The organism is Oscillatoria sp. HE19RPO (assembly GCF_024220515.1).
Lineage (GTDB): Bacteria > Cyanobacteriota > Cyanobacteriia > Cyanobacteriales > Laspinemataceae > Laspinema.
The window spans coordinates 1-22910 of sequence record NZ_JAMXOT010000148.1 but is presented as its reverse complement, the minus strand read 5'-3'; the positions used below and the strand labels follow the sequence as shown (position 1 = coordinate 22910).

Below are 22910 nucleotides of genomic sequence, written 5' to 3'. Positions count from 1 at the left end.
CCGAGTTTTTGCTAATTGTCACAGATTCATGCAGAAACCCGGTTTCTTATTTTGGGTAGGGGACCAGAAACCGGGTTTCTTGCCGAGTTTTTGCTAATTGTCACAGATTCATGCAGAAACCCGGTTTCTTATTTTGGGTAAACGGACATCCTAGGCGATGGGGGGACGGTACTGAATCCAAGGGTGAGCGGCTTCCAGTTGTGCGGCTAAGGTAAAGAGGGGGGCTTCTCCTGCTGGACGGCCTACAAGCTGGACCCCTACGGGTAAACCGGCGGAAAATCCGGCGGGAATGACGATCGCCGGTTGACCTGTGGCATTAAATAAGGGACAGGGAGCCACCCATTCAAAACTCTTGTGCAAAATCTCTTCAGGACTGAGATTCGCCCATTCTCCGACTCGAATGGTCGGACTCATAAACACGGGCAATACTAGGGCGTCATATTGCTCCAAGGAGGCGACAATCCGCCGGGAAAACATCTGCATCTGGGCTACCGCTTGCAAGTATTGACCGCTGGTTACCTGCTGTCCGCGTTCTAAAAACCACTGGTTGATGGGTTGCAGAATCTCTTTAGGCATCCCGGAAAAGGAGACGCCACTGACCCAAATGGCGGTGAGGGGTTGGAGTAAATCGGTTAAGTCCAGGGAAATTTGTTCGATCGCGTGTCCCATCTCTTCCAAATGTTGCACCGTGTTTAGGACCGCCTGCTGACATTCCGGGGCCGCTTCTCCAATGGGGTCAAGTTTGGTGGCAAAGGCAATTCGCAAGGGTTTGACGGTTTTCGCGGTGGCATGAGCCAGAAAAGACGGGTTAGGGTCGGGAAGCCAGTAAGGGTCTCCGGGAACATAACCGGAAATCAGGTCCAGCATGGCAGCGGCATCGGCAACGGTGCGGGTGATTGCCCCATGAGTTAGTAATCCATTGACGCAATCCCCTAGGGGGGCTAGGGAAACGCGACCTCTGGCGGGTTTGATGCCGACTAATCCACAGCAAGCAGCGGGACCCCGGAGGGAACCCCCGCCATCGGATGCCTGGGCGATCGCGCATAATCCCGCACTGAGGGCAGCGGAGGCTCCTCCACTGGACCCCCCGGGGGTATAGTCTAAATTCCAAGGATTGCGCGCCGGTGGAAATCCTGCGGGTTCGGTGAAGGGGAGACTGCCTAATTGGGATGTAGCGGTTTTCCCTAACAGGACAAATCCCCCTTGTTTGATGCGGGTCACTACAGCGCGATCGTGACCGGGTAATTTATCTCGCAGGGCGGCAACGCCATAGCTACAGGGGATATCCGCCACGGCGGTGAGGTCCTTGATGGAAATAGGGATGCCAAAGAATGGAGGCAGGGTATCCGGATCCGTTGTGGCGAGTTGTTCCGTTTTGGCTTTGGCATCGGCTAAGGCTAATTCTGGGGTAACCGTGAAATAGCTGCCCAGCTTGGGATCTAAGGCTTCGATGCGGTCTAAATAAAGCTGGGTAAGTTCTAAAGGCGAGAGTTGTTTGGTGCGAATTAGCTGCGCTTGTTCTAATGCCGGTGTAAATGCTAAATCCTGTTTATTCATGGTTGCTTCTGGGGCGATCGCCTTCTTCTTCTCTATCTTGTCATTGAGCACTCCTTCGGCGTGGGGTCGTTGATGCAACCTACCCAATTTAGCTGTGATTGTTGCCAAGCCTGCTCATGGTTTACCTTACAATCTGGATTCCCCTGGGAGTGGATTGAAGTAGACAGTTTATCAATCGTCACTGTTGGCGATCGCCTCTTGAACCGAGGATGCCAACTTGGGTTTTCACCGGGGAGCTTCGGGGACTCCACTAGGTTGGGTTAATTCCTAAACATTTCCGGGAATTTAGAAGAAATCAGACCTGATTCTGATTTTGGGGAATTTTCCTTCAACAATGGCCAGAAAATGGCTCTATTTTCTATGGGGGAATCGTCAGGTTTCAAGATAGCATGGACAAAAAAATGATCGCCGATGATTGGCGATCGCTTTGGATTGTTTTAGAGGTCAATGAGTGTTGAATCTGGCTAGAATGCAGCGCTGGCACTCCCTAAAACGATGTAATACCAAGCTAAAGCCAGTAAGTAGGTGTCGCGGTCGGCACTGGGCGATCGATAGAGGACCACCCGGACAGCCACGCCCCAACTAGCAAGAGTTTGGGCGATCGCCCAGGGCAGTAAATGATTGTTAAAACCCGATGGCATCAACAGTCCCACATGAATGGCTAAAGGCAACAGCACAAAGCCGATCCCCAGGATAATTCGGCTGCCTACATCGCCAAAGGTTACAGCAAATGTGTTCACCCCCGTTGCCACATCTCCCTCCCGATCGCTCAGGTCTTGAATGCCGACAACGGCGCTACAAAGAATCGCCACCAATAAGATCCAAGTCCATTTAATCAGGTTAATCGGTTCAATGACCTGCCATGCTGCTGCCATTTGAGCGATCGCTCCTAGTCCCAAAAAGAAGTGTTTCGTGGGCCACTCTAACCCCAAACGCCCCAACGTGAGAGCAATGATACAGAGTTGCCAGAGTAGGGCCCATTCAAAAACCCCTAACTGCCATCCCACCAACGAAAAGCCGACCATGCTGGCAATCCAGCGCCGCTTGGCTCCCTGATAGGAAATCAGTCCCCGGCATAGGGGCCGATCGCGTTGGTTAATGCGATCGCCCACCACCCCCATCATTTGGTTGGCTACACAAAATGTATAGGTATAAAGCAGGAAATACAGTGTTCCCCAGGCTAACACCGGCAGTAATTCTCCGGGTGGCGATTCTTGCGAATTCCAGGCAACACATAGAAAAATCAATCCCGGGACAATTCCGACCCATATCTCACTTTTGATGAATAACCAATTCACCAAGAGTTCGCGCCTCATCATCTGCGCCCATCGGATGCCCCAGTTCCAGTTTCCTAGCAGTTTAGCTTGCACAATCGCTTTTTCTCCCTTACACCCTATTATTGAATTGAGCGAGATGCTATACTCTAAGATGCTGACGCTCGGTTTGAACGAACTCAGCGATCGCCTTTCATTTAACGGATTATATCACCTTCCCCTGGGTTTGGTTTCCCGGGGAAGCTTAAAAAATTTTTAAGACAGAAGTCATGATACTTTACCATACTCGATAAAATTTTTCAACGCCGTATCTGGATTTACAATCTCGTTAATCTTGAGAAGGATTTGAAAAGAGTTTAAGATTAACCGCGAATGTTGTCACCGCAGTCCAGAGATAGAGGAATTTGTCCCGGGGATTTAATCCGGTAGCGATACTTTAGGGTCGCATCAGAAACCCACCCAAAAGGCGATCGGGCCAGAGAACAAGCGATCCCCCATTCTTGACAGGGTAGGTCAATCTAGGAGTGGGGTACAGAAACGGTCAGACCAGCCGAGTTTTTTGATAAAATTTGTGCTGGCTCTAGGCTCAATTTAAGCCAAAAACCCGGTGTTTGGTCCCGCATTTGTGGTGAATGAGCAGGAGGATGTCAAAAAAGCCCCTTTCTCAGGGCCACCCCGGAGGGTAAGGGGCGATCGCCTCCAAAAAAATAGCCTCCATCCAACTGGAGGAGGCAAGTCTGACCGAAGAACTATATCTTGGTGCGATCGGTTAAAATCTCATAACCTTGGTCAGTCACCAACACCGTATGCTCGAACTGAGCAGACAAAGAATTATCCACCGTCACCGCTGTCCATTTATCCGATAAAATCTTCGTGTGACGCGAGCCCTGATTGACAATTGGCTCGATCGCCAAAGTCATCCCTGCACGCAGTTTGACATTCGGCATCTCCCGAGTTCGGAAATTAAACACCGAGGGTTCTTCATGAAGATTTCGACCCACACCATGACCCGTGAAATCTTCCACCACACTAAACCCATTTGCCTTGACGCAATCCTCGATCGCACCGGCAATATCCAGCAGATAATTCCCCGCCTTCACTTGTTCAATGCCCTTATAAAGCGACTCTTCTGCCGCCCGAATCAAGTGGGCCGCCTCTGGAGAGGTTTCCCCACCCACGGCGATCGTAATGCAAGAATCCCCATGAAATCCTTCAAAATAAGCGCCGGTATCCACCTTGAGGACATCCCCAAGACAGAGGACCTTCTTTTTATTGGGAATTCCATGCACCACTTCTTGATTAACACTGGCGCAAATCGAAGCAGGAAAACCATGATATCCCTTAAAACTCGGAGTGGCCCCCATTTCCCGGATGCGTTTTTCCGCATAAGCATCCAAATCAGCAGTGGTCATTCCCGGTTGGACTGTTTCAGAAATTTCTTTGAGGACCGTAGCGACAATTTTTGATGCCTGACGCATGATATCGATTTCACGCTTCGACTTGAGTTCAATCCCCCGGCGTTGCTGTTTTTTGGGACGCGATTGACCGACAGGCTGAGGCAGTAGATTAGAAAGAATGTTCATCTATGAGATAACTAACTAGGATATGGACATCAATAAATAAGAGGAAGCGTTGCGCCAGTCGGCGATCGCCCTTGTGCATCTAGGACTCTTTATCTAAGTTAACAGATTATTCACCAATTCCCCAGAAGGTTCTAGGGTAAAGGGTCACTGCAGACCCTTTACCTAGTCTAGTTATTTATACTGATTGCGCTCCAGCCGAGATAGTAATTGTCCCCGTCATACCCGCTTCTGTATGACCCGGAATGGTGCAGCGCAACTGATATGTCCCCGGTTTGAGGGGGGTTAAGATCCATTCCGCCTCAGCGGTAGGTTTCAGTTCAAGTTCATGAATCGCCCCTTTAATTTCCACATTTCCCGCTTCGACTTTGCTCGTCCAACTGGCATCGGCAAAATCTTTAGCGGTGAAATAATGTTTTTGGGGACTGGGATTGTCCAGGACTAATTTATATTGCTTTCCGGCCACAAAGTCGAGGCGACTGGGAAAAAACTTCAGTTCATTTGCCTGATTGCCTAAACTGACTTTAATCTCAGTCACCGATTGAGCCGCCAGAGTAGCGGGAGGAAGGGTCTCCGCCAGAACGGGGGACCCCAACCCACCCAATCCGAGGGCCAGAGTTAGCACTAAGGAGAGCAGGGTTGGCAATAACAGACGAGGGAATAGTTTTAAAGGCGATCGCAGGATGGGGAGGACTGTCATAGTTTTGAGGAAAATTGCGAACGTTTCCTTCCCGAATGTATCATCCCAGGGGGAGATGGGGGAGATGTTTGTAGTAACGACTTCAGTCGTTGCTCTCGTGTTATGGCGGATGCCATAACACGTGCAATCCGAGGGTCTACAGCCTGTCCGCTTGGGGTCTGGAGCGATCGCCTCAGATGGGCGTTACTTGGCTAATGCCAAGTAACGCGGTAACGACTGAAGTCGTTACTACAAACAGGGGAGAATAACGACTGAAGTCGGGACGTTGAACATCTTCCCCAATGTCCCGTTTTTAGGAGTTTAAAACGCGAATAAATTCCAACGGGAGTCCATCGGTATCGGCAATGAAGGCGACTTCGTAAAGCCGATCGCCGATTTGTTGCTGAGTGGGTTCTAGCAATACCTTTAAGGGGGACAAATCTGGATTGGTTTCCGTTGCTTCCAAAACCTGCTGTTGTAACTGTTCTAACCAACTGGGTAGATCTGGGGTGGAGTCGGTCAGGTCAAAGGAGAGATGATAATAGCCAGTGTAATGCTCATCCCCAAAGGCATCGGCAGCGGGGCGGGGTTCGGGAATTTGAATCAGTTCAATGCGTCCATTTAAGCCGGACATCCAACAGGCGAGGGTAATGCCTGCGGTAAATCGTTCGCAAACTGTAAATCCGAGGAGGGAATAAAAGGCGATCGCCCGATGAATGTTCGCAGTCCGGATCGAAACGTGGTGCATCTTCCCTGCCTTAGATGGAGTTACTCAAACAATCGGAAATAAGGATAGCGGATGGGAACCCCTGGTTCCTTTTCTAGCTCAAAATTAATCACTTCCCAACAGGGTTCCACCGCTGCTTCAGGGCTGAATTCCACAGGTAACCCATAGAGTCGCAGTTTTGCCGAATCGGGCTGACCCCGCCAAGGAGAACTCCGTTCCAGGTAGGAGCCAATTAGGTTCTGATAGCGTTGGGCAATAATGACTTGCGTGGCCCGATACCCTTGAGTGTAGAGGCGATCGAGGGCTTCATGGATTTCAAAGCGAATCCCATCGGGATGGGTATGTTGCCGATACCACTCATTATTCCACTGCCGCCAATGCCGTCCAGACTGGAGGTGAATCAGTTCCCCGGTGCTTGGGTTGGCTTCAAATGCACCATGACGCTGACACAAATAAGTATCCGTCAGAGTCAGTGCCGGGATTGTCTGACGACAATGGGGACACTGAATCTCTGGGCCGAAGATAGGATACTGCGAAGCTAAATTGATCATGCTATTGGGGGCCAACTTGCTTGGGTTAGGTGCGCCAGGGATTTTGGCTTTATTATAGCTAGGGAGACCTGGGTATTGCTTACAATTTATGGCGATTCCTTAAATAAGGCAAGCTCAATTGTGACAAATCTCAATCAACCTCTCAGGGTTTCCTCGAATTATTGGCCGGTGCCGGATCTGTCTGCTGCGGCTTTTGTGGCTCCGAATGCGACGGTGATGGGCTGGGTGGAGGTGGGTCCCGGGGCGAGTATCTGGTACGGTGCGGTGGTGCGCGGTGATGTGGAAAAAATTATCATTGGCGCGAGTAGCAATATTCAAGATGGGGCGGTTTTACATGGAGACCCCGGAAAATTGACGGTTTTAGAAGAGTTCGTAACGGTGGGTCATCGGGCGGTGGTGCATGGGGCCTATATTGAACGGGGCTGTTTGGTCGGGATTGGCGCGGTGGTGATGGATGGAGTGCGAGTAGGGACCGGGAGTACGATCGGGGCTGGGGCTGTCGTTACGAAGGATGTTCCCCCTTATACCCTGGTGGTGGGCATTCCAGCTAAACCCCTGCGTACTGTGTCGGAAGCGGAAGCGGATGAATTGATTGAACACGCAAGGCGCTATGAGAAGTTGGCGTTGGTTCATGGGGGTAAGGGGACGGATCTGGGCTTTAGGGTGGCGGATTCCTAGGTTTTTGAGAATTCCCCCTAAATAATGTAGAGGCGATTCGCGAATCGCCTCTACTCGGGATGGGCGGGGTCCATGCCTGAGTTTTGAGGGGTCTGAGGGTTTCCTGGGGCAATTTGAGCAGAATCGGTCAAAAGGGCTGTTCAAGTGAGCCAATTGATTGCAAAATGTCAGTAGAACTCAGAAAATAAGTTAAGAATTTAAAGAAAAGGGGAATTCACTATGGATTTTGACTGGCGCGTACTTATTGTTTTGTTACCCATCATTGGCGCTGGAAGTTGGGCGCTGTTCAATGTTGGTAAAGTGGCGATCGCCCAGATCCAAAACTTTTTGAACAAACAAACCTAATCAGTTTCAGCCTGGGACCAGGGGCGGATACTTCCCTCTTTCAGAGTGGTTTTTCCCTTGAGCTTGTGGGAGCCCTTCTGGAACTTGAAGCGGGATTCATGGGTCATTTTGACCCAGCAGCTTGGACTGCCAATCACGCAAACGCAAACACAAAACTAATCTAAAAGCACCTGAACCCAAGCCATTGAGCTAAGGTTTGGGGGCTTTTTTCTTGTGGCGATCGCCTTAAACATCAGTTTGGGGGGCGGGGGGTAGCTGGATCGTAAATGAAAATGTACTTCCTTGACCCAGGGTGCTTTCGGCCCAGATCCTGCCTCCATGCTGTTGGACAATTTTTTCACAAATGGCTAAACCTAAGCCGGTCCCTCCATGAGCGCGAGAATCTGAACTATCTACCTGTTGAAAGCGCTCGAAAATCTTTTCTAACCGTTCTGGGGGAATGCCACGTCCGCAATCTTTGACCTGGAACAGGATATGGGTGGATTGTACCGATGCTCTGAGCCAGACGGTGGAGCCTGGAGTGGAAAATTTGATGGCATTGCTCAGGAGATTGGTAAATACCTGGATCAGGCGATCGGCATCGGCCCATAAGATGACCTCCCCTGGCTCAACTACAATCGCAACCGATGCCTCTTCAGCGAGGGCTTGTATGGAATCTACCCCGCGTTGCATCAGTTCTCCGACATGACAAGGCTGTTTGACGATCGCCACTTTTCCCGAGGCCATGCGTTCCATATCCAGAATATCGTTGAGCAGACGCAAGAGGCGATCGGAGTTTTCTAAGGCAATGGTGAGCATTCGTTGGGATTTGTCCGGTTTATTCGCCAGGACTCCACTGGCTAAGAGTCCCAGGGAACCGCGTATTGAGGTGAGTGGGGTGCGAAGTTCATGGCTGACGATGGAGATAAACTCATCTTTCATCCGTTCGATTTCGATGCGCTCAGTGATGTCTTTGAAGGTTAAGACAACCCCGACAATTTCCCCTTTTTGCCGCAGGGGGGCGCTGATATATTCCACGGGAAAACAGGTGCCGTCTTTCCGCCAAAAGACGCCATCGGTAATAAATTTGACGCTGCCTTGTTTGAGTGTTTCATCAATGGGGAATTCCCCGGAAGGATGGGAGGGGTGAGGAGGATGGGTGATTCTGAGCAGGATTTGGACTGGATGACCGATCGCCTCTGCGGGTCCATAACCCAACATTCTCTCAGCAGCGGGATTCAGAAATGTGAGTTTCATCTGATCGTCCAATCCACAAATTCCTTCTCCTGCGGAGTTTAAGATTAATTCGTTCTGATGGCGCAACCAGGCTAGGGCTTGATCCGGGGGTGGATAATCCGCTGGTTGGGTGCCAATGGTGGAGGCATACAAATCGGCTCGCAGTGCCATGTGATCGAGGCGATCGCGAATGGCTTGGAGTTCGGTCCGATTGCTCACGGGCGATCGCGGTGCAGGGATGTCCTGGTTCGGCCAGTTCGGGAGGTCGTTACAAGGACAGGACATGGGGGGCATTCCTCTCGTTCTTAGGGGTTGGGGCATGGAACATCGAGAGCAATCCACAATTTCCCATTCGGAGGTCATGAGCGAGGCGACGGTTTCGTCGGTTCCCGATAAATAACAATGCCCGGACTCGGGCGCTTGCACCTCGAACCATAATTCTTCAAACTCCTGACTGTAGGACTCGCCTGCAATGGTTTCTTTCGGCTTGCGGTGTAGCCCTCCGTTTCTCATCAAGACGCTTTTGCCTAATTGCAGCCAATGAGCAAGATACGCTTTTACTTTAGATGGGGACGCCATAATTCCCTATAACCTTGTATTGTGGAGCTAGACCCTCTTCAGGGCTGCTTTTTTAATCAAATCTTAAGATTGGCAGTCTTCCGCCTATCCCCAGTTTAAGAAATTTTAAGGAATCCATGAGCGATTCATTGAGGGGCCTTGATTGGCCTAGGACTGACGCCATCTCTAACATGGAACCCTAAATATCTAACCCTAACTGTAGAGGCGATTCGCGAATCGCCCCTACATTTAGGGTGGCATTCTCCAAATCTGCGTAAGTCCTGCTGGGGACAACAAAACTGGGCAATTCAAGGTTCAAATCTGCGGTAAATCCCTGGAGTTGATGTCCTGTCCCTGGGCAAACTTTCCCGGTTCCCACTCACTCCTGATGGTGAGCGCGAACTTTGTCACGGAGGCGTTGAGCGATCGCCTGAATGTAACTCATCCCTTCATCATCGGGTTCCATGTTACACCGTCGCCAGCGATTTCTAGCTATCAATAAGGCGGTGCGAAGTTCTTGGAAGGACTGGGGCAGAATTTGCTTTCTTTGGTAATCTTTTGCACAGCGATCGCCTATTGCTACGCACTCCTCTACAGACTCCCAAGATTCATAGCCATTGAAGGTTAAAGCAAAATGATTAAATAACTCCCATCGGGCATGACTGGACGGAATATCGGATTCAGTCAGTTGGTTATGGTCAATAGGTTTTAACAGGATATTAACGAGTGGCAACCATGTTTTTTCAATCCATTTTAAATCCGGGGAAGCCGTCACCCGTTCAAAAATCCACTGGGTCTCTATTAATTCCATTTCCATGCCAATTTCCGCTTCTTTATTCGAGGCATGAAAAATCAATGGGCATCGGGGGGGTTGCGTTGCCAAATAATCGACTACTTCTCGGCCATTCCCCGGGTCAAAAACTTTGTCTTGACGGGTCCAACTTGGACCTAAATTATAATCCAAGCTGATTAATAAGCATTTTTGCAAATGGACTTTTAACCAGGATAAAAGCTCAGGCGCATTATCAAAGAACAACACATATTCTTCTGGAAATATCTGTTCCAGGTGTTGGCGCATCAGGTCAATCCGCTTTTTACTATGCTCTAAAATCACAATACTTTTGGCTCGACTCATCCGGTTAAATTGGGGAGTATTGCGCGACACCCAGGCCATTAATTCTAAAGAATTTTTGAAAAACCCGCAGGACCAACCGGGGAAGACTTCACCGAGGCGATCGCTGATTAATTGTTCCGATTCTGGGGTATCATCTAAAACAATAATCATCCGCGATGAGGGCTTGGTATGAGGGTCGGCTTGATGACACTTATTTTTGAGGCGCTCATCGATAGAATTTTGGCTATTTTTACCCCTACATTGGATTAACCGTTTCAGGGTATCGGCCCAATCTGAATCAATCCAATCCCAAGAATCAATCGCATCCAGGGATGGGCAAGGGATGACCCGTTCATAGTGCCAATTTGCCCCCTTCAGCGCCATTTCCATGCCAATTTCGGCATCACCATTGGAGGTATGAAGAATCACTGGACATTGCGGCAATTGTGTGATTAAATAATCTACCACATCCCGACCAATTCCCGGGTCAAAGAGTTGGCCGCTGCGTTCCCAACTTGGACCCAAATCATGGTCGAGACTGAGCAAAAGGCACTCATGTAAGTGGCCTTTTAACCAGGCAATCGTATCCGGGGCATTATTAAAAAAAATCGCCGAACAGTCCGGAAATGACTCCTTAAGACGCTTTTCCATTGCCTGAATGCGCCCAGGGTCATCTTCTAAAATTGCAATGATTTCATGCATCCCTACCCTCCCCTCAATTGATTTTCCATTATAGGGAGTATTCCCCCGTAGGGGGTCGAACCTATCAGGAGCATCACCCTCGATTGATGAGGGCCTCCCCACTCAGACGACAGATGCGCCAGTCGGGGAGAATTTCGGCCCCCAGACGACGATAGAAAGCGATCGCCGGTTCATTCCAATCCAATACCGACCATTCCATCCGTCCACAACCCTGTTCAACCGCCAATTTTGCCAGTTCCTCAATTAGGGATTTGCCAATCCCTCTGCCCCGATAGTCGGGCAGTACAAACAGCTCCTCTAAATATAGCCCGGGCTTGGTTAAAAAAGTAGAATAATTATAGAAAAATAGGGCAAATCCTACAACAGTCCCCGAATATTCCGCAATCAATGCGGAGGCGTAGGGGCGATCGCCAAACAAATGCTCATGCAGTGCCTGGGGATTGCCGGTAACCGCATCGGATAGCTTCTCATAGGCAGCGAGGGCGCAAATTAACTCAAAGATTACCGCCACATCATCCACAGTGGCAGCACGAATTCGGATTTCAGGGCAAATTTCGGACATAATCCCGGCAGAGTATTGTGGCATTATTATACTAAATCCGGTTGATAAAAGCATTAAAAATTGTAGTAGGGTGGGCAATGCCCACCGAATCGAGGTGGGCAATGCCCACCCTACAATTGCTCAACTTGTTTTTCGAGACCTATTCCAACCGCATTCCGTATTATATCCCCCAGGGAAACAGCCTCCGGGCTTACTCTTTAAAATTCAACCCTCAATGTAGAGGCGATTCGCGAATCGCCTCTACATTGAGGTAGGGTGAATTCTCAAAATCTGGGTAAGTTATGGGGTGCAAAATCCGGCCCTTGACAGTCATCCAAGCGGGATGCCAAATTTCCCGCCCATCCCACCCCTAAGCCCTCCTCGGTGTAAAATGGCTTTGCGGGTAAATGTCCGGCAGGTGCGCTTAAATCAAAGATTAACTCACCATAATTGCGCCATTCTATCCCCCCTGAGACTGCCCATCCCACAGTTTGGGCAAATTGGGCATAATCCTGCTGTTGTTGCTGCCAAATTTGGGACTGAATCGTGAATCCAAAGTGACCCTCGCTAGAGTCCATCCACAGGCGATCGATGAGGCACAAATCGGCACAGGGAATGTTCAAACTATCGTCTTGGGTGAGATAATCCAGACGGTTTAGCCATTGAGCATCTGCTTTGGAAATGGACTCCCCACCTCGTAAGGTTTGGGCAATTTCTAACAGAATGCGCCCGGTTTCGCGATCGCCACGTTCCCATTCTCCCGCGTTTAAAAATTCCCGCAGTTGCGTATAATTGACCGTCCCAATAATCAGAGAATCTGCCATTGTTATCCGGCAATGAGGAGATGCAATGGACAGCAGCGGATTTGCGGAGAGAAACGGCAGGGGACGGGTTGATTCATGATGGAAACTACAACTTGGCAATAGACCTGGGAGTATTTATTATCCTACAATTTAACGAAACGGCTGGGTTTCTGGAGCAAGACCCGCTACAATTGGGTAGCATAACTGGTGTGAGTCAATGATGCAATACGATATCCCCTGGGAAGATTTATCGCCGATCGCCCGCCTGGTTGCGGAACCGGGGGGCGGTTATGATGCGATCGGGGAGACACCAGGAACCAACCCGGAATCACAAGGGCCTTGGATCGAGGTGTTGGTGGACTCTCCTGCTTCGGAGACGCCTCTGGATGAAGAACCCCTAAAATTATTTACCTATCGAGTGCCACCGGAGTTAACGGTACAACCGGGGGATATTCTCAGTGTGCCCTTTGGATCGCAACAGTTAGGGGCGATCGCCATCCGGTTTACGGATCAATTACCCGCAGATTTGCCTCTCCATAAGGTTAAAGAAATTGAAGATGTGGTGGTTTCTGGGTTTTTTGCCCGAAACTATTGGCAACTGCTGGAACGGGTAGCAGATTACTATTATACTCCCTTAGTGCGAGTGATTCGCGCTGCGATGCCTCCAGGATTATTTGCCCGATCGCAACACCGAATCCGCCTCACCGCGCAAGTTCCACCCGGTGGAAAAGAGTTTCTAAAAACCATTTCCGCCCAAAAAATCCTGGACCTGTTGCAATCTTCAGGAGATGGAAATTATACCTTACAATATATTCGCAATAAAGTTAAACCGGGAGCAAATTCGGGGTTAAAGGAGTTAAAAAAACGCGGTTGGGTGGAAAGTTACTATGAGGCAGGCAGTCGTCCTGCGCCGAAATTGCAACAAGCGGTTACCCTGATTACCAGTTCTTTTCCCCCAGATTTGAGCAAGCGCCAGGGAGAAGTGCTGCAAGTGCTTAGGCGTCGGGGTGGGGAACTGTGGATGGCAGAGTTGCTGAAAATCTGTCAGACAAGTTCGGGAGTTGTGAAAAAACTGGTGGAAAAAGGGTGCGTGGAAATCTACGATCGCGAAGCATTGCGATCGCCAACGCAACCCAACCAAACTCCTGATGTGCCTAAAGTTTTGAATTCTTATCAGCAACAGGCATTAGATGGGATTAATCAGATAGACGGATATGCCCGAGTGTTGCTGCATGGGGTGACAGGTTCGGGAAAAACGGAGGTGTATTTACAGGCGATCGCCCCAATATTAGCACAAGGAAAATCGGCGATTGTGCTAGTCCCGGAAATTGGATTGACGCCGCAACTGTGCGATCGCTTTCAAGCGAGATTTGGGGATAAAGTGGTGGTTTATCACAGTGCGCTATCCCAGGGTGAACGGTACGACACTTGGCGACAAATGCTCACGGACACCCCTCAAATTGCGATCGGAACGCGATCGGCCATTTTCGCACCTTTGCCGAACCTGGGCCTGATTATCCTCGATGAAGAATACGACGACAGTTACAAACAAGACCAACCTGCGCCCACCTATCATGCCCGAACTGTCGCCCAATGGCGGGCGGAATTCTCCAATTGTCCCCTGATTCTCGGTTCTGCCACCCCTTCTTTGGAAACTTGGGTAGAGATTGCGCTTAATCCTAGGGAGGGCGATCGTACCCATTATCTACGCTTACCCGAACGCATCGAATCTCGACCCATGCCTCCGGTGGAAGTCGTGGATATGCGCCAGGAATTACGCAAAGGCAACCGTTCCCTATTTAGCGAATCCCTGCAACAAGAATTAAGTACCCTCCGAGAAACCCGACGACAGGGGATATTATTTATCCATCGCCGGGGACATAGTACCTTTGTTTCTTGTCGCAGTTGCGGGTATGTCATGGAATGTCCCCATTGCGATGTTTCCCTGTCCTATCATCAATTTCAAGAAGGCGGGACCGAATTTTTGCGCTGTCATTATTGCAGTTATACCACTCATCCCCCGGAACGCTGTCCGGAATGTGATTCTCCCTATTTTCGGCGCTTCGGTAGTGGCACTCAGCGAGTCATGCAGGAGTTGGCGAGGCAGTTTCCCGATTTGCGCGTGATTCGATTTGATAGTGATACGACTCGCACGAAAGACGCACATCGGATATTATTGTCGCAGTTTGCAACGGGGGAAGCGGATATTTTGTTGGGAACCCAAATGCTGACGAAAGGGTTGGATTTACCTCAAGTCACGTTAGTTGGGGTGGTGGCAGCGGATGGGTTATTAAATTTAGCCGATTTTAGAGCATCAGAACGTGCATTTCAAATGTTAACCCAGGTGGCGGGTCGTGCGGGTCGAGGGGATGAACCGGGACGAGTGATTTTACAAACCTATTCCCCGGAAAATCCGGTGATTCAGGCGGTGCGAAATCAGGAATATAATAGTTTTATCCAACAGGAGTTGGAACAGCGAGAGGCGTTGAGTTATCCGCCTTATGGACGGTTAATTTTGTTAAGAATTTCGGGGAGGGATGATTGGACGGTGGAGGATACTGCGGTAGATTTAGCGCAGGTTTTGGGGGGACCGGATGCCTATCTGACCCGAGGATATGATTTGTTGGGACCGGCACCGGCACCGATTTTAAGGGTTGCCGATCGCTATCGGTGGCAAATCCTACTGAAGTTTCCGCCTAATATTCGGGTAGAGTTGCCGATGTTGGAGGAGTTGCGATCGCGCTGTCCCCGAGACATTAGTTTGGCGATCGATGTCGATCCCTTAAATCTAAATTAACGACTTCAGTCGTTATCTTGGTTTGTAGTAACGACTTCAGTCGTTCTCCACGTTCGTAGTAACGACTTCAGTCGTTATCTTGGTTTGTAGTAACGACTTCAGTCGTTCTCCACGTTCGTAGTAACGACTTCAGTCGTTCTCCGGTGTTCGTAGTAACGACTTCAGTCGTTTCTTCTATCCAAAAGATAACGCTTTTATATCAAGTCCGGTTAATCCGTCCTGAAAAGCATTCTCTCCTCGAATCGGAAACGACTGAAGTCGTTACTACGAACATTGGAAACGACTGAAGTCGTTACTACGAACATTGGAAACGACTGAAGTCGTTACTACGAACAGGAAGATAACGACTGAAGTCGTTACTACGAACAGGAAGATAACGACTGAAGTCGTTACTACGAACAGGAAGATAACGACTGAAGTCGTTACTACGAACAGGAAGATAACGACTGAAGTCGTTACTACGAACATTGGAAACGACTGAAGTCGTTACTACGAACATTGGAAACGACTGAAGTCGTTACTACGAACATTGTTAGCGAGTGGGAACTGCGGGTCGGCGATTACGACGCCAGAGATTTGCTAGACCCGCTAAACCGATGAGTCCCGGTAATCCTAACAGTCCCCAATTCGCGGTGCGATCGCGGGTTCGGACCGTTTGAGTCGCTGAACGGGTTGTTCCTGGAGTGGTGGTTGTTTCGGTATTGGTACGCTCGATAATGGTGGTACTACCGGGTGTCGTCGTTGTATTCGGTGTCGTTCTACGCGGTGTTGTTGTACGCGGTGTCGTCGTCGCCGGAGGTACAATCATTGTATCTCCGGGAGTTGTGCCGGGAGTTGTGCCGGGAGTTGTTGTGGTACCTGGATCGGTCAGATTTGGACTGGTAGTAGTATCCGGAGTCGTACCTGGAGACATCATTCCTGGACTGGTAGTATCCGGAGTCGTACTTGGAGACATCATCCCTGGAGTCGTACCTGGAGTCATCATCCTTGGACTGGTAGTATCCGGAGTTGTACCGGGAGTTGTCTCGGGAGTTGTCTCGGGAGACATCATCCCTGGACTGGTTGTACCCGGAGTGGTTGTCCCTGGAGACAGATTCGGAGTTGTACCCGGAGTGGTTGTCCCCGGGGTTGTCCCTGGGGTTAAAGTGCCATCGGGTTGAGTTGGATCTAACTCCAAAGTGCCAGGAGTTGGGGTGGCATCCGGTTCTGTGGTATAAGGGTCGGTAGTATAAGGGTCTGCGGCATCCGGTTCTGTGGTATAAGGGTCGGTGGTATAAGGGTCGGTTGTCCCTTCGGGAACTGTTGTTTCGGGGGTGGTTACTCCATCGGGGTCGGTGGTGTAAGGGTCAGGATTGGTATAATAAGGGTCGGTGTTCTCCACATCGGGGGTTCCGTCGGGATCAGTCCCGGCAGGTGCGGTGGGGGAAGTCGTTCCCATGCCATCGGGTGAGTTTTGAGCAAAACCGGGGAGATTGAATAAAGGGACAGTGACTACACTCAAGGTACAGGCACTTGCCAAAACTATTTTAGAGAGATTAACAGATTGCATGGTTATGTTTTGTTGAGATTGACTAATAACTTAGAGTTGCTTGTTAATGGGACTGAGAACCCGTTTTCATTCCGGGGGATGCACCACTGAAAATAAAAGTTGGAGACTCGGGAATTTAAGGAGTGAAAACTGGGTTAGTCCTGTTTTAGAGTAATAGATGAAAGGATGGGTTGCCAATCCTCTGTAGGCATAGTTTTATCCAGGGGATAACTGGGGATGGAGGAATCAGAAGAGTCCCCAGGTTGTTTTCAGAAATCCCCGGGAGAATTCAGGTGCTAGGATTGCGCCGATCGCCTAAATATTTCAGTCAGTTAGGATTGGTTTGGTGGCAAGGACAGTTGACCTCCTCCTCTGGATAGATTTACATTGAATTTTAGGGATAAAAAGTGCAGGGTGGGAAATTTAGGAGGAGTTTCAACGAGGCGATCGCCAGCGATTTAATCCTATCCAACTCACTCCGGCAAATAGCATTCCCAGAAAAATACTCCCAAAAAATACTAATCCATAATTTAATCCCATCTGAGTTGGGGTGAATTTACCGGGGGATTCCGGTGGCGATAGTTGGGAAATTGCCTGCGTCAGAGAAATAGTTGATGCCGTGGTTGTGCTGACTCCGATCGCCGCTGCGGCGATCGCATTTTCTAACCGGCGATCGCCTTCTTCCTTTTGAGCGCGGTTGAGCATTGTTTCTATATCTTGTAGAGATTGCTCTCGACCCTGCAATCCCATTTTTAATTCCCGCCATTGTTGTTCAAGTTCCGCTTGATATTGGGGAGCGATATAATCTTTAAATTCAACCCAAACTTTTAAGTCACTGGTGGCAATTTCATCTTTGAGTTGTTCTTGAATTCGCTGCAACCGTTTCTCATACTCTCTTAAATGGGTACTTAACCCATGTCGTTGGGTTTCTAATCCTGCTACTCCAGCGCGATGTTGCGCTAAAATTAGAAGATTTTGAGACCATTGGGATTGAAGATTAGACAAATTTTGAAGCATCCCCGGCGAGGATGGCATTAGTTCGGGGAGTTCCGGTAAAATTGCTCCAGTTCGGGAAATACCTTGTTTTTCTAAGGCGGTTTGGATGAGTTGGCTGTTTCGATAAGCTGACCCAATTTGATGGCGATGCAAAAACAACCATAACCACTCGGAATATAAGTCAGCAACTCGCTTCAAAGCAGATTTTGAAGGGCAAACACAAATCATAATTGCTTCAATTTTTGGGTCAGTATTCTTCCAGGTTTGAGGAGATTCCCGGACTTCAAACAATGAACAATTCAGCAATTTACTGGGATGAAAAGCCGGAACAGATTGGGATGGATAAAACCCTTGATAGGCGGCGTGAGCGGCTTGAAAATGAGCGGAATCTGAGCGACTGTTGACATAGCCTAAAATTAGCCAAGTTTTGCCCAAATTGGCAGAAACATCCAGAGTTTGGCGAAAGCGAGATAAGAGGGTGATATCGCAGGTTTCGTCCGAATGAGGCATCAATGCCACCATCAGACTCTGGGTATCTCCCATGCCATAGCGCAGGTAAAACCCTTGTCCATCGGGGTTGCGAAACAGATAATCGCGATCGCCGGGTTGATTGGCCTCGGGATGAATTTGCAGGCGATCGCGTAATGCATCCCACTGTTGCTCATTTCCCCCCTCAGCACCGGGAACCTGTCGGTCATAAGCAAATAGAAATAGCTGAGGGTAACTTAAATAAGTTTGCACGACAACCTGACCCAATTCTTTACATAAATATTAGAAATATTAGCATAAGTTTTACGAAAAATTACATCAATTTTTCGTAATCATAAGGCTTGTAAACCGATCAACATCCTGGCTATATTCATGGAGATTGGAACCTCAAAAAGGTGATTCAGCGTCGGCTTGGGGCAGAACTTGTCCAGGCAACTGCTGGCAATATTCTAGGTATTCCCACAGTTACAGGACTTACGCAGCTTTGGAGAATACAAGCTAAATGTAGAAGCGATTCGCAAAGGATGCCTCTACATTTAGCGCTTAATGTTAAAGATTGCCTAAGTCCTGAGTGCTTTGCGTACAGCATGAGTCGAGTCGCTCTAGACTGAGTTATACCAAATCCGGTTGTTAAAAGTCGATTTTCTCTTGTAGCCCGCGCAGGCGGGCTTTGTCCGTATAGCCCCAGGCTTAAGCCTGTGGGTTTTTATTTTGAGAACCGGATTCCGTATTATAACCCGGGGTTCTTGACAAAATTGCTGCTGATGAGTAAGTTTTTATCGGGTCAAAACCCTGATTTCTTCTGTATGGGATCTAAAACTATACCGGAGTCGTAGGCGGGTTGAGTGCCAAGTCTAGCTTTTGCTGTCTATGCTAAAATCATCAGTAAACACCCCAGAAAAATTTGGTCGTATATAATTGATCTGATCCCAAACTGGCGATTCACCTGATGCCCTGGGTTCCATCATTCACCATTGACTAGAAGAACTTGATGAAACGCCCTATCCGGATTGATACGCTTCAATGGTTTATTGGCATTTATCTTGCCATCCGGGGAACATTGATGCTGATGTTGCCACACAAGGTCGTCAGCGATATTTTTGCCCCTTTTCAACCTTATGTGACCGGGTTAGGCGCGGTGCAAGTGATGGTAGGCGCTGCATTGATTGTAGTGGCGACCCTGCTACCCCTGCGGTGGAGTATCCTCGGCGCTCATCTGATGGCGGGGGTGGTGTTGTTCCAGATTGGCATCGGATATGCCTCTGGGGGCAAGTTGATGGAGGTGGTGGGGGCGTTGATCTTGGGATTGGCCCTGGCAGTCGCCCCGTTTCTAGGCAATGAAAATGAGCCCAGATATGGGCAGAGGGAGGCGAAGACTGGGGCGATCGACCTGTTTGCGGTGGCAATGGGATTAAGAATGGCGATCGAAGGGTTACTCTTCCTCGCCCTGTTGAATCCAGAATTACAGCAATCCTTGTCCCCAGTGCTGCCTTCCTACCGGATACCCTACAGCCTCCTCTATTTAGCGATCGGCGTGAGTGTTGTAGCGGTTCAGCTTTACCCGAAAGTCCCTCGCTGGCTGTTTCAATTGGTGCATTTCTTCGCGGGTATCTTCCTTTGGACCTGGATTTTAGGGAGGGGGTTTTCGCTTTGGAATGGCGTGATCTCCTACGCCGGGTTGGGAACGGCTTTGGCATTCCTGCCTTGGATTAGCAAGCGCCTGAACCGGCTGGATCCTCATTCGTTACAAACCCGAGTTGCCGTCGCCTCGATTGGCATCGTTACCTTACCCCTGGTTTCTTTAACTACCCTGGTGTCTCTTCCCCAAGAGCAAGCGACGATCGATCACTCTCTGACGGTCCAGCAGTCCCTAGCGGTTGCCCTGTCTCAGGATATCGCCACTTATATTAATCTGCACCGTTCCGCGATTATTGCTCTGGGGAATCAGCCCGGATTGGCTCAAATGGAGCCGGAACAACAGCAGGCTCTCCTCCAGGTGGTTCATAGGGCTTATCCTGATATTCAGGTGTTAAGTACCTTTAATGCCAATGGTCAGGAGATTGCCCGCAGCGATAATGGGCCCCTGGGTCCGTCGATTCGGGAGATGGCTTCGTTTCAAGAGGTCCGCCTGACGGCTCGGCCTATTTTGAATTTCCAGGTGGGTAGAACCGTGAATCTGCCGGTGGCATTTTTTCTGGTGCCTATCCAAAATTCTGAGGGAGAATTTGCAGGGGCTGTCGCGGGTTCGATCGCCTCATCACGGATTACGGATCAACTCGGTCGGATGGCGGCAGATACGAATCTGAAAGCCTATCTGGTGGATACGAAAGGTCGGGTAATTGCTCATCCTAATGTCGAGTTGGTCAATTCTTTTGCCAACTTCGCCCAAGTGCCTCCAGTGGCTGCCCTTTTGAACAGTTCTATTTCTTTGGGAAAACTCAGCTATTGGAACGGACCCACCCGAGAATTGGTCGGGTATGCCCGAGTCCCGGATTTTGGCTGGGGTGCGATCGTGGAACGTCCAGCGGATGAAGTGTTAAGGACCCTAAATGTTAGGCGGGAGCGGGATTTTGCGGTGCTGTTGTCGGTGGCAGCAGCTTCGTTGGCGATCGGGGGGTTCCTCTCTCACCGCTTGACCCACCCCCTCAGAACTCTGGCATTTGCTGCACAAGAGTTAGGCAAGGGCAATTCAAGAGCGCCTCTACCTACTAGCAATATTACGGAACTGGCGAATTTATCTTTGGTGTTTGGAACGATGCGCGATCGCCTGGTTCGACGCACCCAAGAACGCGATCGCGCTGAGGCGGAGTTACGGCAAAGTGAGGCGAAATTTCGCCGCTTGGTGGAATCGAATATTATTGGGGCGATCGTGGTGGCAATTGACGGTCCGGTGATGGAGGCCAATGACGAATTTCTTCAGATGATGGGCTATACTCGCGCTGATTTAGCCTCGGGTAAAATTCATTGGCTCTCAATTGCCCCTCCCGAATATTTTGAGGGCGATCGCCGCATCACTCAGGAATTGCAAGAAACCGGGGCGTTCACTCCTCTTGAAATGGAATGTATCCGTGCTGATGGTCGTCGGGTCCCAGTGTTACTGGGGGCGGCCCGGTTAGAAGAAACCGAGGATAAGGCGATCGCCTTTGTCCTGGATTTGACCGATCGCAAACAAATGGAACGGGAGCGCGAACAACTCCTCAAACGAGAACGAGCGGCTAGAGAAGATGCGGAATCGGCCAACCGAATTAAGGATGAATTTTTGGCAGTCCTCTCTCATGAATTGCGATCGCCCCTCAATCCGATTTTAGGCTGGGCCAAGTTGCTGCGCTCTCGCAAGTTCGATCAAAAAACGATTGATAAAGCCTTGGAAACCATCGAGCGCAATGCCCTGTTACAAACTCAATTGATTGAGGATTTACTCGATGTTTCTCGGATTCTGCGAGGCAAATTAACCCTGACTGTTCAACCTGTTAATTTAATCTCGGCTATCACCGGGGCGATAGAAACCGTTAGCTTGGCAGCGGAGGCGAAATCTATTCACATCGAAACTCAATTTGATAAGGCCGCGAATCCCGTTGCCGGTGATGTGATTCGCCTCCAACAAGTGTTCTGGAATCTGCTCTCGAATGCGGTGAAATTTACCCCGGCTAATGGGCAAATTGAGGTGATTTTAGCTCAGGTGGATTCAATGGCTCAGATTCAGGTGAAGGATACGGGAAAAGGCATTGCTCCCCTGTTTCTGCCTTATGTGTTTGAATATTTTCGCCAGGAAGATGGCGGGACGACGCGCTCTTTTGGGGGTCTGGGGTTGGGATTGGCGATCGTCCGCTACATTGTGGAACAGCATGGGGGTTCGGTGATGGCAGAAAGTCCCGGTGAGGGGTTAGGTTCAACCTTTACGGTCAATTTACCCCTGATGTCTGTGGATCCGACTCCCCCGGTCAGCGATCGCCCCCCAGAGGAGCAGAGGGAGAATTTGCAGGGCCTGCGCGTGCTGCTGGTGGATGATGAACCGGATCTGCTGGAGTTGGCCGCTTTTACCCTGGAGGAAGCTGGAGCAAAAGTAACCGGGTGCGCTAGTGCGGCTGAGGCACTCACGGCTTTGCATCAAACGCTCTATGATCTGCTGGTTTGTGATATCGGAATGCCGGATATCGATGGATATATGTTAATGCGTCAGGTGCGGGCTTTTCCTCCGGAACTCGGGGGCAAAATTCCGGCGATCGCTCTGACTGCCTATGCGAGTGAGCTGGATCGGCAACAAGCGCTGTTAGCTGGGTTTCAGTTACATTTGTGTAAACCCATTGAGCCGGATCTGTTCATTCAGGCGATCGCGCAACTTCTCCAGTCTTCTCCACAGGTTGACTGTCAAGCCAATTCCGCTCCGGCTTGCGCTCCGGCTTGCGCTCCTGCGCCATCCCCTAACAATTCTACCTCATCCGGTTTGTGAAGGTCGCAGGACTGAGGCTTTCTTTCGTATAATTCTGGCAGCATTCTATGGATTAGGGCGGAGGTTAATGAGTCAAGATTGGCTAATTTTTATCGGTTGTATGGGCGGGTTGGTTCTCTATTTAATCTTTTCGGCTCTCACGGAAATGGGAACAAAATGGCCGGGGAAAAAATAACACCCTCCCCAGTTAGGGGATTCCAACAAATAAATCATCCTTGCTTTGATGCGATCGCACCTAACAAGGCTCTTTTAGCCCGCGCAGGCGGGCTTTGTCCGTGTAGCCCCAGGCTTGAGCCTGCGGGTTTTTTGAAGGTTTTATTTTTTGG

At 49.7% G+C, this 22910-nt stretch carries 19 protein-coding genes; 5 read left to right on the top strand and 14 right to left on the bottom strand.

Annotated elements, in window-relative coordinates; translation table 11 throughout:
- Positions 1-150 precede the first annotated feature (150 nt).
- The 6 genes from NG833_RS14035 to NG833_RS14010 all read right to left on the bottom strand — a co-directional run bounded on the left by NG833_RS14035 (position 151) and on the right by NG833_RS14010 (position 6368).
- Positions 151-1557: an amidase gene (locus NG833_RS14035; protein WP_254565913.1), complete on the bottom strand. Its 1407-nt coding sequence runs from the start codon at positions 1555-1557 to the stop codon at positions 151-153.
- A gap of 464 nt (positions 1558-2021) precedes the next feature.
- Complete coding sequence (locus NG833_RS14030) at positions 2022-2927, bottom strand: UbiA family prenyltransferase (RefSeq protein WP_254565911.1); 906 nt, start codon at positions 2925-2927, stop codon at positions 2022-2024.
- Positions 2928-3580: 653 nt separating this feature from the next.
- Complete coding sequence (gene map, locus NG833_RS14025; RefSeq protein ID WP_254565910.1) at positions 3581-4414, bottom strand: type I methionyl aminopeptidase; 834 nt, start codon at positions 4412-4414, stop codon at positions 3581-3583.
- Positions 4415-4589: 175 nt separating this feature from the next.
- Entirely contained in the window at positions 4590-5111 is a 522-nt protein-coding gene (locus tag NG833_RS14020; protein ID WP_254565909.1) for a cupredoxin domain-containing protein, read from the bottom strand.
- A gap of 292 nt (positions 5112-5403) precedes the next feature.
- Entirely contained in the window at positions 5404-5838 is a 435-nt protein-coding gene (locus NG833_RS14015) for a VOC family protein (RefSeq protein ID WP_254565908.1), read from the bottom strand.
- Positions 5839-5858: 20 nt separating this feature from the next.
- On the bottom strand, positions 5859-6368 hold the full coding sequence (locus NG833_RS14010) for a TIGR02652 family protein (RefSeq protein ID WP_254565907.1): 510 nt from the start codon (positions 6366-6368) through the stop codon (positions 5859-5861).
- Positions 6369-6488: 120 nt separating this feature from the next.
- On the opposite strand from NG833_RS14010, the gene NG833_RS14005 reads away from it, so the two are divergent.
- Together NG833_RS14005 and NG833_RS14000 are read left to right on the top strand one after the other, a co-directional pair.
- Complete coding sequence (locus tag NG833_RS14005) at positions 6489-7046, top strand: gamma carbonic anhydrase family protein (protein ID WP_254565906.1); 558 nt, start codon at positions 6489-6491, stop codon at positions 7044-7046.
- Positions 7047-7265: 219 nt separating this feature from the next.
- Positions 7266-7391 carry a photosystem II protein Y gene (locus NG833_RS14000; protein ID WP_254565905.1) on the top strand — a complete coding sequence of 42 codons (126 nt, stop codon included), beginning with the start codon at positions 7266-7268 and terminating at the stop codon, positions 7389-7391.
- Positions 7392-7616: 225 nt separating this feature from the next.
- On the opposite strand, the gene NG833_RS13995 is transcribed toward NG833_RS14000, so the two are convergent.
- From NG833_RS13995 to NG833_RS13975, 5 genes are all read right to left on the bottom strand, one after another.
- Complete coding sequence (locus tag NG833_RS13995) at positions 7617-9185, bottom strand: ATP-binding protein (protein ID WP_254565904.1); 1569 nt, start codon at positions 9183-9185, stop codon at positions 7617-7619.
- A 178-nt stretch (positions 9186-9363) separates the two neighbouring features.
- Positions 9364-9543 carry a hypothetical protein gene (locus tag NG833_RS13990; protein WP_254565903.1) on the bottom strand — a complete coding sequence of 60 codons (180 nt, stop codon included), beginning with the start codon at positions 9541-9543 and terminating at the stop codon, positions 9364-9366.
- Positions 9544-10980: a cyclic-phosphate processing receiver domain-containing protein gene (locus tag NG833_RS13985; RefSeq protein WP_254565902.1), complete on the bottom strand. Its 1437-nt coding sequence runs from the start codon at positions 10978-10980 to the stop codon at positions 9544-9546.
- 73 nt (positions 10981-11053) lie between these two features.
- Entirely contained in the window at positions 11054-11566 is a 513-nt protein-coding gene (locus NG833_RS13980; protein ID WP_254565901.1) for a GNAT family N-acetyltransferase, read from the bottom strand.
- 239 nt (positions 11567-11805) lie between these two features.
- A complete protein-coding gene (locus tag NG833_RS13975) occupies positions 11806-12345 on the bottom strand; it encodes a GUN4 domain-containing protein (RefSeq protein WP_254565900.1) in 540 nt (179 codons plus the stop codon).
- Between NG833_RS13975 and NG833_RS13970 the strand changes: the two genes are divergently transcribed.
- Both NG833_RS13970 and priA read left to right on the top strand, forming a co-directional pair.
- Positions 12345-12545 (top strand): hypothetical protein, encoded by a 201-nt coding sequence (locus NG833_RS13970; protein WP_254565899.1) that lies wholly within the window; start codon positions 12345-12347, stop codon positions 12543-12545. The two genes, NG833_RS13975 and NG833_RS13970, sit on opposite strands and share 1 nt — an antisense overlap.
- Complete coding sequence (gene priA, locus NG833_RS13965) at positions 12545-15121, top strand: primosomal protein N' (RefSeq protein ID WP_254565912.1); 2577 nt, start codon at positions 12545-12547, stop codon at positions 15119-15121. The genes NG833_RS13970 and priA overlap by 1 nt, the downstream gene beginning before the upstream one ends.
- 295 nt (positions 15122-15416) lie before the next feature.
- On the opposite strand, the gene NG833_RS13960 is transcribed toward priA, so the two are convergent.
- From NG833_RS13960 to NG833_RS13950, 3 genes are all read right to left on the bottom strand, one after another.
- Positions 15417-15620 (bottom strand): hypothetical protein, encoded by a 204-nt coding sequence (locus NG833_RS13960; protein WP_254565898.1) that lies wholly within the window; start codon positions 15618-15620, stop codon positions 15417-15419.
- 33 nt (positions 15621-15653) lie between these two features.
- Positions 15654-16670, bottom strand: a complete 1017-nt coding sequence (locus NG833_RS13955) for a hypothetical protein (RefSeq protein ID WP_254565897.1) — start codon at positions 16668-16670, stop codon at positions 15654-15656.
- Positions 16671-17084: 414 nt separating this feature from the next.
- The gene (locus NG833_RS13950; RefSeq protein ID WP_254565896.1) at positions 17085-18401 is read right to left on the bottom strand and encodes a hypothetical protein; all 1317 of its coding nucleotides are present in this window, start codon (positions 18399-18401) and stop codon (positions 17085-17087) included.
- 724 nt (positions 18402-19125) lie between these two features.
- Between NG833_RS13950 and NG833_RS13945 the strand changes: the two genes are divergently transcribed.
- Entirely contained in the window at positions 19126-22584 is a 3459-nt protein-coding gene (locus tag NG833_RS13945; RefSeq protein ID WP_254565895.1) for an ATP-binding protein, read from the top strand.
- Positions 22585-22910: the final 326 nt, after the last annotated feature.

Bases quoted from the DNA above. Each gene is read 5' to 3' on its own strand.
- NG833_RS13975 (WP_254565900.1), bottom strand. From the start codon at position 12,345: ATGGCAGATTCTCTGATTATTGGGACGGTCAATTATACGCAACTGCGG.
- NG833_RS14015 (WP_254565908.1), bottom strand. From the start codon at position 5,838: ATGCACCACGTTTCGATCCGGACTGCGAACATTCATCGGGCGATCGCC.
- NG833_RS13995 (WP_254565904.1), bottom strand. From the start codon at position 9,185: ATGGCGTCCCCATCTAAAGTAAAAGCGTATCTTGCTCATTGGCTGCAA.
- NG833_RS13985 (WP_254565902.1), bottom strand. From the start codon at position 10,980: ATGCATGAAATCATTGCAATTTTAGAAGATGACCCTGGGCGCATTCAG.
- NG833_RS13955 (WP_254565897.1), bottom strand. From the start codon at position 16,670: ATGCAATCTGTTAATCTCTCTAAAATAGTTTTGGCAAGTGCCTGTACC.
- NG833_RS13960 (WP_254565898.1), bottom strand. From the start codon at position 15,620: ATGTTCGTAGTAACGACTTCAGTCGTTTCCAATGTTCGTAGTAACGAC.
- NG833_RS13945 (WP_254565895.1), top strand. From the start codon at position 19,126: ATGAAACGCCCTATCCGGATTGATACGCTTCAATGGTTTATTGGCATT.
- NG833_RS14010 (WP_254565907.1), bottom strand. From the start codon at position 6,368: ATGATCAATTTAGCTTCGCAGTATCCTATCTTCGGCCCAGAGATTCAG.
- NG833_RS14000 (WP_254565905.1), top strand. From the start codon at position 7,266: ATGGATTTTGACTGGCGCGTACTTATTGTTTTGTTACCCATCATTGGC.
- NG833_RS13980 (WP_254565901.1), bottom strand. From the start codon at position 11,566: ATGCCACAATACTCTGCCGGGATTATGTCCGAAATTTGCCCTGAAATC.
- map (WP_254565910.1), bottom strand. From the start codon at position 4,414: ATGAACATTCTTTCTAATCTACTGCCTCAGCCTGTCGGTCAATCGCGT.
- priA (WP_254565912.1), top strand. From the start codon at position 12,545: ATGCAATACGATATCCCCTGGGAAGATTTATCGCCGATCGCCCGCCTG.
- NG833_RS14035 (WP_254565913.1), bottom strand. From the start codon at position 1,557: ATGAATAAACAGGATTTAGCATTTACACCGGCATTAGAACAAGCGCAG.
- NG833_RS14020 (WP_254565909.1), bottom strand. From the start codon at position 5,111: ATGACAGTCCTCCCCATCCTGCGATCGCCTTTAAAACTATTCCCTCGT.